This is a genomic window from Acinetobacter higginsii (genome assembly GCF_000369845.1).
Classification (GTDB): Bacteria; Pseudomonadota; Gammaproteobacteria; order Pseudomonadales; family Moraxellaceae; genus Acinetobacter; species Acinetobacter higginsii.
Genome location: NZ_KB850214.1, coordinates 94486 through 112373, shown reverse-complemented (window position 1 = coordinate 112373; position 17888 = coordinate 94486). Strand labels below are relative to the sequence as shown.

At 40.8% G+C, this 17888-nt stretch carries 14 protein-coding genes; 11 read left to right on the top strand and 3 right to left on the bottom strand.

The window, feature by feature from the left end:
* The first annotated feature begins 206 nt into the window (after positions 1–206).
* A complete protein-coding gene (locus F885_RS11845) occupies positions 207–1661 on the top strand; it encodes a benzaldehyde dehydrogenase (protein WP_005315707.1) in 1455 nt (484 codons plus the stop codon).
* A gap of 55 nt (positions 1662–1716) precedes the next feature.
* On the opposite strand, the gene pobR is transcribed toward F885_RS11845, so the two are convergent.
* Positions 1717–2532, bottom strand: coding sequence for an IclR family transcriptional regulator PobR (pobR, locus tag F885_RS11850; RefSeq protein WP_005315704.1), 816 nt, complete (start codon positions 2530–2532; stop codon positions 1717–1719).
* Between the two features lie 139 nt (positions 2533–2671).
* Between pobR and pobA the strand changes: the two genes are divergently transcribed.
* A complete protein-coding gene (pobA, locus tag F885_RS11855; RefSeq protein WP_005315701.1) occupies positions 2672–3883 on the top strand; it encodes a 4-hydroxybenzoate 3-monooxygenase in 1212 nt (403 codons plus the stop codon).
* A gap of 74 nt (positions 3884–3957) precedes the next feature.
* Here pobA and F885_RS11860 read toward each other — a convergent pair whose 3' ends face one another.
* Positions 3958–5334 carry an ABC1 kinase family protein gene (locus F885_RS11860; RefSeq protein WP_005315698.1) on the bottom strand — a complete coding sequence of 459 codons (1377 nt, stop codon included), beginning with the start codon at positions 5332–5334 and terminating at the stop codon, positions 3958–3960.
* A 183-nt stretch (positions 5335–5517) separates the two neighbouring features.
* The gene (locus F885_RS11865; RefSeq protein WP_004807329.1) at positions 5518–5823 is read right to left on the bottom strand and encodes a hypothetical protein; all 306 of its coding nucleotides are present in this window, start codon (positions 5821–5823) and stop codon (positions 5518–5520) included.
* Between the two features lie 165 nt (positions 5824–5988).
* Here F885_RS11865 and ybaK point away from each other — a divergent pair, with 165 nt between their 5' ends.
* The 9 genes from ybaK (at position 5989) to F885_RS11910 (ending at position 17710) form a co-directional block, all read left to right on the top strand.
* On the top strand, positions 5989–6453 hold the full coding sequence (gene ybaK, locus F885_RS11870; protein WP_005315694.1) for a Cys-tRNA(Pro) deacylase: 465 nt from the start codon (positions 5989–5991) through the stop codon (positions 6451–6453).
* Between the two features lie 339 nt (positions 6454–6792).
* Positions 6793–8577, top strand: a complete 1785-nt coding sequence (locus F885_RS11875) for an IucA/IucC family protein (protein WP_005315691.1) — start codon at positions 6793–6795, stop codon at positions 8575–8577.
* Positions 8570–10051: a lysine N(6)-hydroxylase/L-ornithine N(5)-oxygenase family protein gene (locus F885_RS11880; RefSeq protein WP_005315687.1), complete on the top strand. Its 1482-nt coding sequence runs from the start codon at positions 8570–8572 to the stop codon at positions 10049–10051. The genes F885_RS11875 and F885_RS11880 overlap by 8 nt, the downstream gene beginning before the upstream one ends.
* Positions 10048–11865, top strand: a complete 1818-nt coding sequence (locus tag F885_RS11885; RefSeq protein ID WP_005315685.1) for an IucA/IucC family protein — start codon at positions 10048–10050, stop codon at positions 11863–11865. The genes F885_RS11880 and F885_RS11885 overlap by 4 nt, the downstream gene beginning before the upstream one ends.
* Before the next feature lie 29 nt (positions 11866–11894).
* Positions 11895–12533 (top strand): acinetoferrin biosynthesis acetyltransferase AcbD, encoded by a 639-nt coding sequence (gene acbD, locus F885_RS11890; protein WP_004807319.1) that lies wholly within the window; start codon positions 11895–11897, stop codon positions 12531–12533.
* On the top strand, positions 12530–12901 hold the full coding sequence (locus F885_RS11895; protein ID WP_005315684.1) for a hypothetical protein: 372 nt from the start codon (positions 12530–12532) through the stop codon (positions 12899–12901). The genes acbD and F885_RS11895 overlap by 4 nt, the downstream gene beginning before the upstream one ends.
* The gene (locus F885_RS11900; protein ID WP_005315683.1) at positions 12898–14148 is read left to right on the top strand and encodes an MFS transporter; all 1251 of its coding nucleotides are present in this window, start codon (positions 12898–12900) and stop codon (positions 14146–14148) included. Before F885_RS11895 ends, F885_RS11900 begins: the two co-directional genes overlap by 4 nt.
* A 9-nt stretch (positions 14149–14157) precedes the next feature.
* Positions 14158–16428, top strand: a complete 2271-nt coding sequence (locus F885_RS11905) for a TonB-dependent receptor (RefSeq protein WP_005315682.1) — start codon at positions 14158–14160, stop codon at positions 16426–16428.
* Between the two features lie 25 nt (positions 16429–16453).
* Positions 16454–17710, top strand: a complete 1257-nt coding sequence (locus tag F885_RS11910) for an MFS transporter (RefSeq protein ID WP_005315681.1) — start codon at positions 16454–16456, stop codon at positions 17708–17710.
* The last annotated feature ends 178 nt before the right edge of the window (positions 17711–17888 follow it).

Here is a 17888-nt window from a genome sequence, read left to right as displayed (position 1 = left end):
ATTTGAGCTGATCAATTTCTTTTGAACATTTGCGATAACAAGACATCAAAAACAACAGTTTGTTTTTAAATATTAGTTGATGATGGAGTCTAAGTTTTTCTACTCCTTCGTCAGAAAAATGCAGGCAAGCATTTGCCCGTACATTTTTAGATATAAACCCGCCTAAAAGTGAATACTCTATTTAAGGAAATACAACGAGGTTAATGATGTCTATTTTAACAAAAGAAATTTGGGATCAAAAATTATTTCGTGGTACATGGCAATCTGCCAAAAACGGTTATCAAGTGGTTGAAGTTGCGACAGGTGAGTCCTTAGGGCAGATTGGATATGCAGATACATCCGATGTGGTCGATGCAGCTCAGCAAGCCAAGATTGCACAAAAGCAATGGTGGGCGCTCAGTTATCAAGAGCGTCAGATGGTTTTTGAGCGCGCAGTTCAGATCCTAACGGAGCATCAGGCTGAAATTATCGAGTGGCTGGTGAAAGAAAGCGGTTCGCTACAATTAAAAGCAGGTTTTGAGATTAATATCTCGATACAGATATTAAAGCATTGTATTGGATTACCCGCGGCTGATCAGGGCACATTATTGCCAACTACGGCAGGTAAACTGAGTTTAGCCAAGCGAGTGCCTTTAGGTGTAGTTGGTGTGATTTCGCCGTTTAATTTTCCTTTATATCTTGCGTTGCGTGCGGTTGCACCAGCCTTAGCACTCGGAAATGCAGTAGTACTAAAACCTGATGAACGCACTGCAGTCTGTAGCGGTTATGCAATTGCCCGTATTTTTGAATTGGCTGGTTTACCACAAGGGCTATTACATGTACTGCCTGGTGGTGCTGAAGTGGGTGAGGCCCTGACCTTGGATAAAAATATTGCCAGTATCCAGTTTACTGGTTCAACCCATGTAGGTCGTATTGTCGGTGCCAATGCGGCTAAAACACTGAAAAAAGTATCGCTTGAGTTAGGCGGTAAAAACTCACTGATTATTCTGGATGATGCTGATATTGAGCTTGCAGCAGAGAATATCGCGTGGGGTGCTTTTTTGCATTCGGGTCAAATTTGTATGACTTCTGGAAAAATCCTGATTCAGGAGAAGATTTATCCTCAAGTCAAACAACGTGTGCTTGAGAAGGTCAAAAAATTTGTGGTGGGTAATCCTTTGCAAAGTGATGTCACGATTGGCCCACTGATTAATGCCAAGCAATCGCAACGGGTCGAACAGCTGGTTAAGGATGCGATTGTGCATGGTGCAAAACTTGAAGTTGGTGGACAAGCCAATGGTGTTTTCTTTGAACCAACGGTCTTAGCTGATGTAACACAGGGCAATCCGATTTTTACAGAAGAGATTTTCGGTCCTGTTGCCGTTCTGATTCCTTTTAGCACGGATGAACAGGCAATTGAACTTGCAAATGATGGTGACTATGGGCTTTCAGCGGGGATTATTACTGCCAATGTTGGGCGCGGCATGCAGCTTGGCCAACAATTGAATGTAGGTTTATTGCATATCAATGATCAAACCGTAAATGATGAAACTGTGAATCCTTTTGGCGGCTTTGGTTCATCAGGCAATGCTACACGGATTGGTGGGCCTGCAAATGCGGATGAGTTTACCCAATGGCAATGGATGACCATTCAGGCGCAAGCACCACATTATCCATTTTAAGTAGGGTTAACAAATTCCTTGTGATTTGTCCCTAAAACTCTAGGGACAAATGCTGCTAAATCACATTACGCAGTTCGTTGGCGGTGTTGCGTAGTAGCGGTAAAATCTGTTGCACTAAATAATCTTCTTGTACACGATTGGTCTGTGACATGCAGTTTACAGCGGCAATCGCTTTTCCTTGAGCATTGATCACAGGTACTGCAATTGCGATGACACCGAGTTCATGTTCTTCTTTAGAAAGGCAATAATCTGCTTGTGAAATACCTTTCAGCACCTCAAAGAACTTATTTTCATCCGTTATTGTAAAAGGGGTTAAACGTTTTAAACCAAACCTTTTAATCCAGTCGTGTTGAGCTGTCTCTGATTGGGCAGCCAATAAGACTTTCCCTGTTGACGTTGCGTGTGCAGGTAGACGATTGCCTAAATGCATGCCATAAGGGCTCACCCTGAGATTATCTTGTTGAGGCAGATAGCTACGGGCGATCGGCACCACCTCGTTATCATCTAAGACCACCAAGGAAAAGGTCAATGACGTTTGTGCAGATAAAAGATTAAGGAAGGATTGGGCAACTTTAGGCAGGTGTGCTGAACTTAAATAAGAACTTGAGAAACGTAACACACGATGGGTGAGCCAATAATAATGTTCATCTGTGTCTAAATAGCCTAAATATTTTAAAGTTTTAAGATAACGCCGTGCTGCTGTTCGGCTAATTCCAGTCCGTTCAGCCACTTGAGTGACATTTAAACGTTGTCGATCAACCCCAAAAGCCTCCAGTAAAACTAAACCCTTTGCTAAGCCTGCAATGTAGTCTTCCTGACGAATCTGTTCATGCGAATTGGGGTGCTCTAACACAGCATCAACCTTAACCATGCTTCCATTCCTGTTATTGTGATGTTTTGTCCGCTATCCGGACAAATAAAATGATAAACGGTTCTTTTCGACTTGGCTATATCGTGTACAAAACTTAAAAGCAGTAAGTTAAATGACAGGAGATCACAAGGAAGATGTCATGGAAATTTTAACAACGCAGGTTGCGATTATTGGTGCGGGTCCAGCTGGATTGCTACTTGGGCAGCTTTTATATCAAGCAGGTATTGAGCATATTATTATTGAACAACGTAGTGCAGATTATGTCGCTTCGCGAATACGTGCTGGCATCTTGGAACAAGTATCTGTTGATTTACTTAAGCAGGCCGGTGTAGATCAACATCTAAACGAGAAAGGATTGCCGCATTCAGGCATTGAGATACTCACCAATGGACAGAAGCACCGCGTTGATTTATCTGCATTGACAGGTGGAAAGCAAGTCACGGTTTATGGTCAAACAGAAGTGACCAAAGATTTGATGATGGCACGTGAGGCCGCACAACTTAAATCATTTTATGAAGCACACAATGTACAGGTTAGCGATTTTTATCAAACACCTAAAGTGCAATTTGAACATCAAGGGCAGGTATTTCAAATTCACTGTGACTTTATTGCAGGCTGTGATGGCTATCATGGAATATGCCGAGCCAGTGTGCCTCAGGATAAAATCAAGACTTATGAAAAAGTGTATCCATTTGGCTGGTTAGGCGTGTTAGCCGATGTACCACCTGTAGCCGATGAATTGATTTACGTCCAATCAGAACGTGGTTTTGCTTTATGTAGTATGCGTTCAGAAACACGTAGCCGCTATTACTTGCAAGTGCCGCTTAATGATCGAGTTGAAGATTGGTCCGATGAGAGATTTTGGGAAGAGCTGAAATTGCGTTTAGATGCTGAAAGCCGAGAAAAGTTGGTAATAGGCCCATCAATCGAAAAAAGTATTGCACCGCTACGCAGTTTTGTGACTGAACCCATGCGATTCGGCAAGCTATTTTTAGCAGGTGATGCTGCACATATTGTTCCACCAACGGGTGCAAAAGGGTTGAATCTGGCAGCCTCAGATATTGCTTATCTCTCCAGGGCATTGATTCAATATTATGTCGAAGGTTCAGATCAGGGCATTCAGGAATATTCAGAAAAATGTTTACAACGGGTCTGGAAGGCCGAGCGTTTTTCTTGGTGGATGACGCATTTGTTGCATCGCTTTGAAACAGAAAGTGAGTTTGAACATAAGATTAAACAAGCCGAACTTAGCTATATTCTTGGCTCTACGGCGGGCAAGACGACTTTGGCAGAAAATTATGTCGGCTTGCCTTATGAAATAAAAAATAGTACTGAAGAAGTTCGTGCCTAAGTCGGTTCTGTAAAGCAAATAAAAAAGGCCTGTCTAATCAGTTAGACAGGCCTTTTAAATACAGCATAGGTAAGTTATTCAGCAAACTGCGGAATCATTTTCCGTACATTGGTTTTCGCATCAATCACGGTCATAAAAGTATAAGCACCAATAAATTTACGGCTAATGAACATAAACTCTTTAGGTGGAACCGAGAAATAGCGTGAAGCCATCGATTGACCAGCCTGTTGCATCACTCGATTATGCAATTGGCTCTTTTTCCAGTCATAACGGTCCTGATCATCCATAATACCAGCTGGCATATCAGGATTGTTGCTCGGGCAGCTAAATGCTTCTGTTGCAATCAGGAAAACATCTGCCATACCTGGTTTAACATTTTCAGGCATGGCATCAAAGAATTCATAACCTGTCATGGCTTTGACCATGGCATTCTTATCATGGTCATAACCCGCATGGATCAGATTGCGTGCAACCGTGAGCAAGTTATTGTCGAATTGTCGAATCGCACCAAAATCGAGGAGCACAATTTTATCTTTAACGTCATCACCATTGCCTAAACGAACCAAGTAATTACCAAAATTCGGGTCGGTCTGCATTTCACCCCATTCAAATAGCTCACGTACCGCAATTTCTAAAGACGCTTCACCGAGTTGGTTGCGACGTTCTTGAGGTAGGGAAAGCATCACTGGACTATTGACTGGTACGCCACGCTCAAAGGTCATGCACAACACTTTTTCAGCGCAAAATTCCTCAATAATTTCAGGTACTACATAGCGTGGATCATTTTTCAATCGCTCAGCAAAACGACGTGTGGTTGCCGCTTCAATGCCATAATCTACTTCACGATGCATCATTTCACGGACTTCATCAAACCACTGATCAAATTCACGGGTTTGAGGCACCATGCGTGTTAGTTTCAGCATGTTTTTGAACAGATTCATGTCCGAATCAATGGCTTCAGCAACACCAGGATACTGGATTTTTAGGACCAGCTCTAAACCATCTGACTTACGTGTAGCACGATGTACTTGAGCAAGTGATGCTGTTCCAATTGGCTCATGATCAATAGTGAGATCATTTAATTTTGAGCCCAGTTGTTCTTGCAAATGTGTTTTGATTGCAGGCCAAGCCAGTGCAACTGTTTGATTATTCAATGTGTTTAAGGCTTGTGTTATTTCTTCAGGTAAAAAATGTTCACCGTATAAAGCCATCATTTGTCCAATCTTAACAATTGAACCTTTTAATTTACCAATTTCAGAAACTAAATAGTGTGCCTGCTCAGCCATGGCCTTTTTTCGTTTCTTCTCTTTTTCTTCTTCGCTCGAGAATATAGAAGTGGCACTTGCTGTCGCCCAGCGTGTTCCAGCAAGTAGAGAAGCTTTTGCAATAGATAAGCGACGATCCACCGATGAGGTTTTTAGATTCTTAAGCTTATCGTTCTGATCTGACATGAAAGAAAAGTCCTATGCTGAAATCGGAGGGTTGAAAGCCGAGACTTGAATTGTAGCGGATATTACCGCTTTTGAACGTATTAAAATAGTTCAATCTCTTGAATTATCAGTCTAAATTTGTGCAATAGGGTATCTTCATAAAAATAGCCTAAGTAGAAATTTGCTATTTACTATACAAATGTTCTAAATTTTAAACTGAATCTTAAGTGAAGATTTCCTCATCAACGCAGCACGATTGCTGTGAATATGTTTCACTAGCATCTGTTTTACTTGACTGTGGTGAAACCCAACTGCATACGCTTTAACGATAATAATACTTGGCAGCGTAAAGAAAAAATACTTGGTGTCGTCTAAAGTCGCATCTTTGAAAACGCCTTCTTTAACAAGTATCTCTCTGAGAAATTGTTTTTCAGCTTGTACTGTGCTGGATGATTCATCATCCCAATAATTCTGACGCATCGCCATCAAATTATTATGCTTATAACTCATATAACCATTGAGCCTGTTTATTCCACCGTTAGCCAATATATGAGGTTGTTAGAGTATTTATCAAGAATAGATTTATATCAAAAATAGCCTAAGCAAATTTAAACCTTTATTTAAAAATGCTACACTTATCACACGACCAACATTAGACAAAAATACAGAATTGTTATGACACCTGCTTGTAAACTATTGGAAAAAAATAAAATACAATTTTCTATTCATGAATATGAACATGATGTGAATGCAAAAAGTTTCGGGTTAGAAGCTGCAGAAAAACTCAACTTAAAGGTGGAAGAAGTTTTTAAAACCTTAATGGTGACCGATGAAAAGAATTATTTCATTGCAATCTTACCTGTACACCATCAACTTAATCTAAAAAAAGTGGCGACAGCAGTAGGCTGTAAGAAACTACAAATGGCGAATCCTAAAGATGCGGAGCGCTTAACAGGTTATCTTGTGGGGGGGATTAGTCCATTGGGGCAGAAGAAGCGACTAAAGACGGTTATTGATGCAACGGCGCAAACATTCAATAAAATTTATGTCAGTGGTGGGAAACGGGGACTGGATATTGGTCTTAATCCACAGGACCTCGCAAAATTACTGAGTGCTGAATTTTTTGATGTTTTAGACTAGAAAAATAATTTTTACAGACAATGTTTTTTATAAATTATTGTTATATCTATTTTTTTTAAGAATCTACAAAAGCAATTAGCAATTAAAAAGTTATCATTTTATTTAATGAGAATTATTATTATCTTTTTGTATCTTTATTAAGCTAAATTAATATTTAAAACAAATTAATTCAATAAATTAGATCGCATTTTTCAGGTTCTTTTATGGAATTGAAATAGTAAATGATAATAATTATCATTAGTTCTATCTTAATCGCAAACTCCCTTGTGCTTAAGATGTGTTTCAGGCCTAAAACATTTCGAAAAACAAATTAACTCTCTTGAAAGAGGATACCGTCAGATGCAATCACTTGCCAATCGGTTGGCGATGCAACATTTCGTCAATGCATATACGCAAGAAACTGGCAAAGGTCACTTGCTAGATAACAGTCAGCAAAGTCCACAACAACAAGCGTTTAGCCAAGGTTTGACGCTGTTATCAATCCCTATCCATTCTATTCAAGCGCAATGTAATTTCCCTTTATCTTATGTCAGTCGAGTCGGGCGACATCGTTTAGCAGATCTTCCACAAATTATTATCCATGGACAAGTCAAACCATTTAGTACTGTTGCAATTGTCGGGCTATTGCTTGAGGAATTGGTTTTTGAGTCCTCTATTCCATTAGATGCAGCTTCTTTGCTGGAGAAGTGGATTCAGAGTCGTGATGCATTACAACAGTTTTTAGCGCAGCGCGAAGCTGATTTCGACGACTTGGTAAAAGCAGGCCAGAATTTTATTGAAACCGAACAGGCACTGATTCTAGGGCATAGCATGCATCCAGCGCCGAAAAGTAGAACAGGTTTTGTACATGAAGACTGGTTAAAGTTTTCACCTGAACATAAAGGCAAGACGCAACTACATTATTGGCTGGTTCATCAGGACTATATCTCAGAAGGCAGCGCTACGGATGAAAGTATTTCAGCTCAATTAAAAACAGCGTTACAGTGGTATTTGTCTGAAAATGATCTCAATCTGCTCAAGACCCACACAGCATATAAATTACTCCCATTACATCCTTGGCAAGCCCGCTATTTGCAAAGTAAGCCTTGGTTTGAGCGTTTAAAACAAACGGGGCAGTTAATTGATGTAGGCTTACGTGGCTGGCAATTTTCTCCAACCACTTCGATCCGAACACTGGCGAGTTTTAATGCACCTTGGATGGTAAAGCCGTCACTTTCGGTGATGATCACCAACTCTATCCGAGTCAATTTAGCGAAAGAATGCCACCGTGGTGAACTCACTCATCGTCTATGGCACAGTGAATTTGGTCAGAATATTTTAAAGCAGTGCCCAAGCTTAAAAGCAGTGAATGATCCAGCATGGATTGCTTTGAAAATTGATGATGAGGTCGTGAATGAAAGTATCTGTATTTTCCGCGATCAGCCATTCCATCCTCAACAGCAAGTTACATGTATTGCATCCTTATGTCAGGATCATCCAAATAAACCTCTAAATCGTTTTAATGCTTTATTCGCAAAAATTGCAAAAGCACATCATGAAACTGATTTCTCAGAAATTGCTCTGGATTGGTTTAATCGTTTCCTTGAAGTCAGTTTGCAACCGTTGATGTATGTCTATCATCGCCATGGTATGGCATTTGAATCGCATCAGCAAAATGTGCTGTTGGAACTAGAGAATCATTTCCCAAAAAGCTTATGGCTACGTGATAACCAAGGTTTTTATTATATCGAAGAGTTCGCCACTGAAATTCTGCAAGCGCTGCCTGAGCTGAAAGAAAAAGCGTTTGCCGTCGGGCCTAAAGATTTCGTGGATGAACGTTTTAGTTATTATTTCTTTGGCAATACCTTGTTTGGCATTATTAATGCGATTGGCGCAACAGGCTATATTACTGAAGATGAATTACTTGGGCATCTAACAAGTTTCTTGCAGGAACAATTGCAGCAATATCCAGACAGTACCTTATTACAGGGATTATTGTTCAATGCAACCTTGCCTTATAAAGGTAATTTGCTCACACGTTTACATGAATTAGATGAGCTGATTGCGCCTGTCGAGAACCAATCTGTCTATGTCGAACTGCCAAATCCGCTGCGTATTTCACAGAAGGATGTCAGTTATGCTTGATTTTATTGGAATTGGTCTAGGGCCATTTAATCTGAGTCTGGCCAGCCTGCTGCATAATAAAAGCACACTGAACTATGCAATTTTTGAGCAGAAAGCCCAGTTTGACTGGCATGCAGGAATGCAGTTACCCAATACGGTATTGCAAGTGCCGTTCATGGCGGATCTGGTCTCAATGGTTGATCCAACCAGCCCATTTAGCTTTTTGAATTATCTGCGCCATCAGCAACGTTTATATAAATTTTACTTTTTAGAACAACCGCATATTCCACGTTGTGAGTATAACCATTACTGTCAATGGGTTGCAGAACAACTTGATTGTATCGAATATCAATCTCGTGTTTTGAAGATCGAACCTCAAACCATTGGCTTTAAAGTTGTGGTGGAATCGGAGGGTGTTCAGCACAGTTATTTATGCCGTCATCTGGTTATCGGAAGCGGTAATGTGCCTTACTTGCCTGAATGTTTGGCTAAAGTGCAGCAACAACAGCCACAAAAATGTCTGCATTCTGCGCAATACATGACGCATGCCGATACAGATTTACACGGCGATGTTGTGGTACTTGGTTCAGGACAATCCGCAGCCGAAGTCTTTATTGATCTGTTTGATGAGCAGCAAGATACAGCCAATCATCAGTTCGACCTACACTGGTTTACTCGTTCTCAGGGCTTCTTTCCAATGGAATATGCACCATTGGGGCTGGAACATTTTAGCCCAGACTATGCACAGCATTTTTATGCTTTGCCAGCTGAAAAGAAAGAGCAACAATTGCAGCAGCAGTCTTTGTTATACAAGGGCATTAGTGCAAAGACCATCCGTGAAATCTATCAAAAACTTTATCACCGTAGCATTGCGGGTCAAAGTTTGCAGACACATTTACATAGCCAATGTGATTTGAAAGATGCAGAAGTCTTAGATACGCAAAAAATTCGACTGCATTTCCAACATCGTTCCACGACACAGGCTTTCCATTTAGATTGTGATTTCCTGGTTGCTGCAACAGGTTACTTTACCCCTGATTTTGGTTTTATGCAGTTGCTGAAACCTTATATTGAATTTGATCATAAACAGCGTTGGCAAATCACTGAAGACTATCGTGTTGTACATCATCTAAATGGTCATATTTTTGTCCAGAATCAGGAAATGCATAGCCATGGGGTCGGTACACCAGACTTAGGGCTTGGCGCTTATCGTGCAGCGACGATTATTAACCAGTTGCTTGGTGAGTCGCTTTATGAACTCGATCAGCAGGCGCAGACCTTCCAGCATTTTGAGCTCAATCAGAATCCTAAAATCCAAATGGCAGATGACCAAGCACTTTCAGTCGAGGGTGTTTCTGAAAAAGCTGTGAGCCAAAACCAGTCTATTTTAAAGAAAACAGAACAGAGCACGATTACAACGCATGCAGGTAGTCGTTGTGCAAATACACGTACACAAACTGTGTCTGTACATTCAACTTATGAGAAATTGATATGAACTTTGCAACTTTAAAAATTAATCAGCAGCAATGGCGTGCCGCTGGACAGCGTCTCATTGAAATGGCGATTGCAGAGTTTCTATATGAAGAAATTATTGAAGTTAAAGCCTTATCAACAGGACGTTATCAGTTAGATTTAGGCAATCGTCATTATGAATTCCAAGGCCACCCATATTTGCTTGGACACTGGAATATTCAGGAAGGCTCAGTACGTGATGTAAGCAACGGTCAGCACAGTGATCAGCCTGCTTGGAATTTACATGAGTTTATTGTCGCAATGTCTGACAAGGCAAACGTAAAGCCATTCACCAAAGCGTATTTGATTAAGGAAATGAATAATACTTGGTTGGCAGAAGCGCATTTATTTAATGAAGCGCGTTTACCAAGCACAGCCGTGCTGACTGAACCGCACTATAAAGTTGAAGGCATGCTACGTGGTCACCCTTGGTTGATTATGAGCAAAGGCCGCATGGGCTTTGGTTATGACGATTATTTAAGTGCTGCACCAGAGCTATCACCAGAAGTCAAAGTATTATGGTTGGCCGTACATCGTGATTTGGCTGAGTTCCGTAGTACAAAGCAGTGGGATGCTTGTGGTTTATATCAACATGAATTTGATGCTAATGAGCTGCAACAGTTCATCCAAATTTTGAAAGAAAAGAATTTAGATCCGCAAAATTACTTTTTGATTCCTGTACATGCTTGGCAATGGCATCAATGGCTGGTTCCAACTTATGCCAATGAAATTGTTGACCAAAAAATTATTGAGCTGAACATTAGCCAAGACAGCTATGTGCCAATGCAGTCTATTCGGACATTATGCAACACATCAAACCTACAACGTCATTACATTAAACTGCCTGTTAGTATTTTCAATACCGCTGTTTATCGTGGACTCCCATCAAAACGTAATCTTGCAGCCCCAGCTGTAACCGCGTGGTTAAAGCAAATCCATCAGCAAGATCAAGACTTACAAAAAACTGGCGTGATTTTCTTGGGTGAAGTGGCGAGCTTAACCATTCACCAACCTTGTTTTGACCGAATTGAAGGTGCACCTTATCAATTTAAAGAATTGTTTGGTTGCTTGTGGCGTGAAAGTGTCGATCGCTATGTTGATCCATCACAACAAGTGCTTTCCCAAGCAGCACTATTACACCGAGATATTTCAGGTCAATCGATCCTAAGTGTACTGATTCAAGCGTCTGGTTTGAGTCCTCTGGCTTGGTTAGCACAATTTGCTCAAGTCTGCCTCAGTCCGTTACTGCTTTGCCTGTATCGCTACGGCTTGGCTTTTTCACCGCATGGTGAAAATACCATGTTGGTACATGAAAATGGTGTGCCAAAAGCCTTGGTATTAAAAGACTTCATTGATGACATCAATTTAGTGGATGAAGATTTCCCTGAATTGGCTCAATTGCCATCTGAAGGCGGTTTGTTATTACGTCATGAAGCAACAGATTTAAGTCATTTCATTTTCACTGGGCTGTTCATGGTGCATTACCGTTATATCTGTAATGTGTTCTTACAAGATTATCCAGAATATTCAGAACTCGATTTCTGGCAGACCATTTCCAACACCATTGTTGCGTTTAACCAACAACATCCAGAACTGGCTGAACGAGCTGAAAAATTTGCCATGCTGCGCCCAACGTACACCAAAATTTGTTTAAACCGTGTTCGTTTATTTACCACCAGTTATAACGATGAAGCAGAGCGTCCTGTGCCTGTTTTCCTTGATCCAATTGCAAATCCCGTGAGCCCTGAAACATTGGCTGAATGGTCAGCTCAACAAGCTGAATCTAAAGCGGGTTAAGTCTTTTTCTAAATTTATAAAGGTTCGATATGAAAACTATTTCTCAGCAATTACCAGATTATTTTGAATACCACGAAGATGGCACACAATACTACTTACGCCAAGTGCAATACCCACAAGATATTCCTTTGCTACATCAATGGATGCATGAGCCACATGTCATTCCACAGTGGCAATTGAATAAGTCAGAACTGGATTTACAGGTTTACTTCGACAAGATGCTGGCGGATGACCATCAACGTTTATTGATTGTGGGTGTGGATGGCAAAGATGTGGGCTATACCGAGATCTATGAAGGTAAGCGTGATCGTTTAGGTCGTTATTACGAAGGTGATGACAATGATCTCGGTTGGCATTTGCTATTTGGTGATAAATCTGTGTTTGGTAAGGGCTTTTTACGTCCAACCATTCGTTTGCTCAGCTTCTATATTTTTGAACATTCACAAGCCAAGAAAATTGTGGGTGAGCCTGATCATACGGTTAAACCTTATGCCGCTGTGGTTGCAGAACTCTGCTACGAAACTCAACGTTTAATTCCTATGCCAGAAAAAACGGCAATGTTGTATTACTGCTTTAGAGAAACTTTTTATAACAAGTTTGGTGAATATTACCAAACGTCACAACAACAGCTAGCCAATCAGCCAGCCAAAATCCTGAGTGTTACATGAGCCTATCTATCAATGAGATGCACATCTTGGACATGCGCTTTGCCGCGCATGTCTCAGTGGCAGAATTTGAGCAATGGTTAATGCATATTCAACAATATTTCGAACAAAAAAGAAGTTTTGTGCTGATTATGCAAACCGAGCCAAACACTGAATTTCCCGAAGAATATCGGGTGATTCAGGGGCAATGGTACAAACAATATAAACAAGATTTTTACCAGTATTGTTTAGGCCTTGCTCGAATTGCCCAAGATGAGGCAGATCGTATTCGATTAGACACGCCAGCTTTGCAAAAAGCTTGGCATGTTCCTTATTTTGTCAGTTTAGAAAAGACCGCTGCCGTGCAATGGGCGATGCAGAGGTACTTATGAATCAACAAATAAAACCTGACCAAGATTTTCCAATCAAAACAGTCTCTGCGCTGAGCTTATCTGTGGTGGTGGTGTTGTACCTTGCACATGCATTGCCGCTGTACTTTTACAATGTTGCCTTACCTGCGATTCTACGTCATCAAGGGGTCGATCTACGCTGGATTGGCATGTTGTCGCTGCTATATATCCCATGGGCATTTAAGTTTTTTTGGGCACCCTTAATTGATCGTTTTTATTTTAAGGCACTTGGTAAACGCAAAACTTGGCTTTTATTCACTCAAATCGCCTTGGTATTCGGTGTCATTGCCTTAGCGTTGACTCAATTCGATTATGGTCTAAGTGTATTTGTCATTGTCGGTTTATGGATTTCAACCTTTGCCGCAACCCAAGATATTGCGATTGATGGCTATACGGTTGAAACATTTTCCGAATCTGAATACCGATTAGGCAGTATGGCGCAAAGTATAGGCGTGGCACTGGGCAGTATGATAGGTGGCGCTGCAACTTTGTGGCTTTATCAATTGTATGGTTGGCAAACCGCGCTGATTTGTTTAGCTGCAATGACAGCACTGACCATGCTTGCAGTGTTTCAAATCAAAGAAAAAACCAATACTGAAAAAATTGCCAAGCAAGCACCGAGTCTGATGCGAGCCTTTAAGCGCCCTGAGATGCTTTGGGCCTTGGCTTTGATTGTCTGTTATCGCGTGGTTGAAGCCCCAGCCATGGCCATGCTGAATCCGATGTTGATCGATCAAAAATGGTCATTGGCAGAGATTGGTGTACTGATGTCTGTGATTGGCGCGGGCATTGGGTTATTGGCAGCAGTGACAGCTGCCTTTCTGCTAAAAAAAATAGCAGCAACACAATTACTGATTTGGGCTGGTTGGGGACGCAGTTTGGTCTATGCCTTACTGGGCATCGCGGTTTTACTCAGCTGGTTTAATCAGTGGCACATGTTATTGGGGCTATTTGTTGTGGTTATTTTGGCGATTCGTTATATCGCGATGACTGCTTTATATGCGCACTTCATGCATACCAGCTCTAAGGAACAAGCTGGAACAGACTTCACTATTTTGGTCTGTTTTGAACTCTTGGTTTATTTCATTGGCGGTGCAATGTCTGGCTTCTTGGCCAAAGCATTTGGTTATGGAAATTTCTATCTCATTCTCGCAGCAGCATCTGTGTTGAGCGTCTTGCTCAGCCAAGTGTTAATCCACAAAGCAAAACAAACGGAACAACTCACCTAGGGGTAATTTATGAAAGTACGTTCACTTTCGACATCATTAACGCTGTTAAGCTTAGCAATCAGTACTCAGCTATATGCTCAAACAGTTGAAACAGATGCATCTGTTCAAACGACTGCTGCTGTAACAAGTCAGAAACCAACCCAACTTGCACCTATTGTGGTGACTGCATCGCGTTCAGCACAAAGTATTGCTGAAATTGCCGGTACGGTGTATCGCATTGAACAAGAAGATATTGCAAAACAAGCCGCCGCAGGTAAAAGCACAGCAGATATTTTAGGTTTACTCGTTCCATCGCTAACACCAAGTTCTGGCACAACCAGTAACTATGGAATGACCATGCGTGGCCGTACAGTCCAGTATATGATTGATGGTGTACCACAAACGGGTTCGCGTGATAGTTCACGTCAATTAAATAGTATTAGCCCAGATATGATTGAGCGTGTTGAAGTTGTGTCTGGAGCTAGTAGTATTTATGGCTCTGGTGCAACAGGCGGGATCATCAATATCATTACTAAAAAAGGGTCGACTGAGGGTGTTCATTTTGAATCAAAACTTGGTGTAACGTCAGGCGATAACTTTAAAAATGATGCTTTGGCTTATGAAGCGTATCAATCTGCTGCGTTTAAACAAGGCGATTGGAATGGTTTCTTAGGAGCAAGCTATACCAAACGCGGTGAGATTCAAGACAGCCACGGTGACCGAATTGGGCCTGAAGTTGCACAAACGGATCGTCAAGATACGGAAACTATCGATGTTAATGGCCGTTTAGGTTGGCAGTTTGCTGACAAGCAAAGTATTAGTGTTGGTGCGCAATATTATAATGATGAACAAGACAGTGACTATGGGGCAGATTACGGTCCAGGCTTAGCTGTTTTATTGGTTAAAGGTGCAAAACCAAGCCAGAAAGCAGTCAAAGGTTTGGAACTTAATACTCAGCCAAGAACGAAACGTGCAGCTGTAAATGCACAATATGAAAACCAAGATTTTCTTGGTCAGACTTTAAATGCAGAAGCATACTATCGTACAGAAAAAGGTCGGTTTTATCCGAGTGCAAATGCTTTAGCACATACATCCATTCGAGGTGGAGGAACATATATCGTCACCCAGTCTGAAACAGATATTGACGTATTTGGTGCACGATTAGCTTTACAAAGCAAATTAAACCTTGCAGAACGGGCTTTAAATTTAACTTATGGCGTAGATTATGATAAAGAAAAAGGTAAGCAAACCGCGCAACTTTATGATCTAAATACTTTTATGAGTAGTAATGGTCTGAAGTTCAAGCCTTTAAAAAATTATGCTTTTGGTCCTGATGTTGATACGGAGAAGTTAGGTTTCTTCTTGCAGAGCCAATTTGAAGTCACTGATCGTTTAAACCTTCAAGCAGGCGTTCGACATGAGCGTATTGATAGCCAAGTACAGGACTCTGTTCCTTATTCAGAAGCGATGGTTGCAGACCTTGTCTCAGGATATAGTCCTAAAACTTTAAATGGTGGTTCGGTCAAGCATGATGCTACTTTATTTAACTTAGGTGCTGTTTATCATTTAACAGATGCTCAACAAGTCTTTGCCAATTTCTCTCAAGGAGCAAACTTACCTGACGTACAACGTATGTTGCGAGATGTACCTGCAAACTTTGTTGTAAGCAATCAAACCATTGATCCAATTAAAGTGAATAGTTTTGAGCTAGGTTGGCGTCTACAAGACAATGCTCTAACCACAGGGCTTACTGCGTTCTATAACAAGTCGGATAAATCATTGAAATTTGGTCCACCAAATTTTGCAATCGAAGTGATTGATACCGATGAACGTGTTTATGGTCTAGAAGGTAATGTGAAGTATGCGGTGACTGATGCATGGAATGTCGGTGGTACTTTGGCTTATACTCGTGGTCAATTTAAAAATACCAGTGGTAAATGGCAAGAGTTAGATGCGATTCGTGTTGCACCCTTAAAAGGGACTCTCTATTCAGATTGGCAATTTAATGATGGTCTAGGTTTACGCGTTCAAACTCTTGCAGTTGGCGGTACAGATAAAGCGCGTAAAGATGCAATTGAGTATGGAAGCCGACCACCAGCAGAAATTAAAGGTTTTGCAGTGATGGATGTGATTGCCAATGCGAAAGCCGGTCCAGGTACATTAGGATTTGGTGTTTATAACGTTTGGAATACAGATTATAAGTCTGTATATAGCCAAGCAGTTTCGACAGTGTATGGCGATATTTCTAGTCTAGCTGCACAAGGTCGTACTTATGGTTTGAGTTATACCCTCAAATACTAATCTAATCAAAAAGGCATCTGTTTAGATGCCTTTTCTTTTGATGATTTTCATGATGAACAATAATTTAAAGTTTTTAGCACTGGCTGCTTTGATCAATGGAACTTGTTTTTCCATGATTCTCCCTTTACTTGCCCCATTGACACGACAATTACATTTATCTGAATTCCAAGGTGGTGTGATTGTTTCAGCAGGGGCAATCTGTATGGCAATTGCCTCGATCTGGATTGCGAAAAAGAAACGTCAGCTATCTCCCAACCAGCTCGTCAATTATGGCTTTTGGGGAATGACCTTTACTTGGGCTATTTTCACCTTAATTCTGTACTTTGGAACACAAGCGATTTTACCCACGTTATTGATTTTTATCTTACTGGTATTGAGTCGTGCTTCTACAGGTATTTTTATGGCTTTGCCACAAATTGGTCTGCAAAGCTATGTAATGACACATGCGAGTGAAGCCGCTGATCGTAGCAAGCAAATGGCGATGTTTGGTGCGATGAATAGTTTTGGGATGATTATCGGCCCGTTTGCAACCTCAGTTTTATTGTTTGGTGGTTTGCTTTACCCGATGTGGATTGCTGTGGCTTTACTTGGCTTAGTCAGTATTGCACTCGGCATCCTGTTTAGTAAAAGTCCGCAAGTTCAGGCTGAGTCATTCAATCCGCAACAAGATAAAGATAATGCACGAGTGAATGAGCCAATTCTGAAGCAAAGTCTGATCTGGTTAACTCTAGGTTTTGTCACTTATGTTGCAATTGTGACTTTAAATATGACGGCAGGTTTTTATATTCAGGATAAGTTTTATCTCAGTAGCCAACAGAGTGCCGTTTATTTTTCTCAATGCATGTTGGTTGTTGGGGTCTGTTTGGTGCTAACTCAGCTTTTAATTGTGAAAGTTTTACAGCTTAAATTAAATAGTTTGGTGATTATTGGTTTGGTCACAATGTGTTTTGGTCTATTACTTTCACTCTACGCACCTACAATTTTTGTATTTCAGGCCAGTTATATTTTTTATGGTATTTCTGTGGCGTGCTTATTACCTGCATTTACCACAGGCGCTGCTCAGGCTGTATCACAACAGTCACAGGTTAAGATGGCAAGTTTTTGTACGGCGACACAGGCATTAGGTTTAATTGTTGGCCCCTTACTCAGTACATTCCTGTACCGTTTTAATACCCATTTCCCATTCTATTTATTACTGTTCTTAACCCTATCGATTGGCCTTTATTTTAGTTGGATGTTGATTCGAAAAGAAGGTGAAACTGCATTGCTACTTGATGAATAAAAGGGATTTTGGTTAAAAATGACTCATCTTTTTCCTCATAATGCAAGTATTCCGACTGTTTCAGTCATATATTGCTATGATGAGTCGCCTTTATGTTTATTTTTTAATCAAATTTATTTCATTTATTGACGTTTTGGATTTTAACGGGATTTTTTATGTACCCTATAAAACGTCATAA

What these genes read in the sequence shown, in the direction of transcription:
- F885_RS11845 (WP_005315707.1), top strand. Translation starts at nt 207, where the DNA reads ATGTCTATTTTAACAAAAGAAATTTGGGATCAAAAATTATTTCGTGGT.
- pobR (WP_005315704.1), bottom strand. Translation starts at nt 2,532, where the DNA reads ATGGTTAAGGTTGATGCTGTGTTAGAGCACCCCAATTCGCATGAACAG.
- pobA (WP_005315701.1), top strand. Translation starts at nt 2,672, where the DNA reads ATGGAAATTTTAACAACGCAGGTTGCGATTATTGGTGCGGGTCCAGCT.
- F885_RS11860 (WP_005315698.1), bottom strand. Translation starts at nt 5,334, where the DNA reads ATGTCAGATCAGAACGATAAGCTTAAGAATCTAAAAACCTCATCGGTG.
- F885_RS11865 (WP_004807329.1), bottom strand. Translation starts at nt 5,823, where the DNA reads ATGAGTTATAAGCATAATAATTTGATGGCGATGCGTCAGAATTATTGG.
- ybaK (WP_005315694.1), top strand. Translation starts at nt 5,989, where the DNA reads ATGACACCTGCTTGTAAACTATTGGAAAAAAATAAAATACAATTTTCT.
- F885_RS11875 (WP_005315691.1), top strand. Translation starts at nt 6,793, where the DNA reads ATGCAATCACTTGCCAATCGGTTGGCGATGCAACATTTCGTCAATGCA.
- F885_RS11880 (WP_005315687.1), top strand. Translation starts at nt 8,570, where the DNA reads ATGCTTGATTTTATTGGAATTGGTCTAGGGCCATTTAATCTGAGTCTG.
- F885_RS11885 (WP_005315685.1), top strand. Translation starts at nt 10,048, where the DNA reads ATGAACTTTGCAACTTTAAAAATTAATCAGCAGCAATGGCGTGCCGCT.
- acbD (WP_004807319.1), top strand. Translation starts at nt 11,895, where the DNA reads ATGAAAACTATTTCTCAGCAATTACCAGATTATTTTGAATACCACGAA.
- F885_RS11895 (WP_005315684.1), top strand. Translation starts at nt 12,530, where the DNA reads ATGAGCCTATCTATCAATGAGATGCACATCTTGGACATGCGCTTTGCC.
- F885_RS11900 (WP_005315683.1), top strand. Translation starts at nt 12,898, where the DNA reads ATGAATCAACAAATAAAACCTGACCAAGATTTTCCAATCAAAACAGTC.
- F885_RS11905 (WP_005315682.1), top strand. Translation starts at nt 14,158, where the DNA reads ATGAAAGTACGTTCACTTTCGACATCATTAACGCTGTTAAGCTTAGCA.
- F885_RS11910 (WP_005315681.1), top strand. Translation starts at nt 16,454, where the DNA reads ATGCCTTTTCTTTTGATGATTTTCATGATGAACAATAATTTAAAGTTT.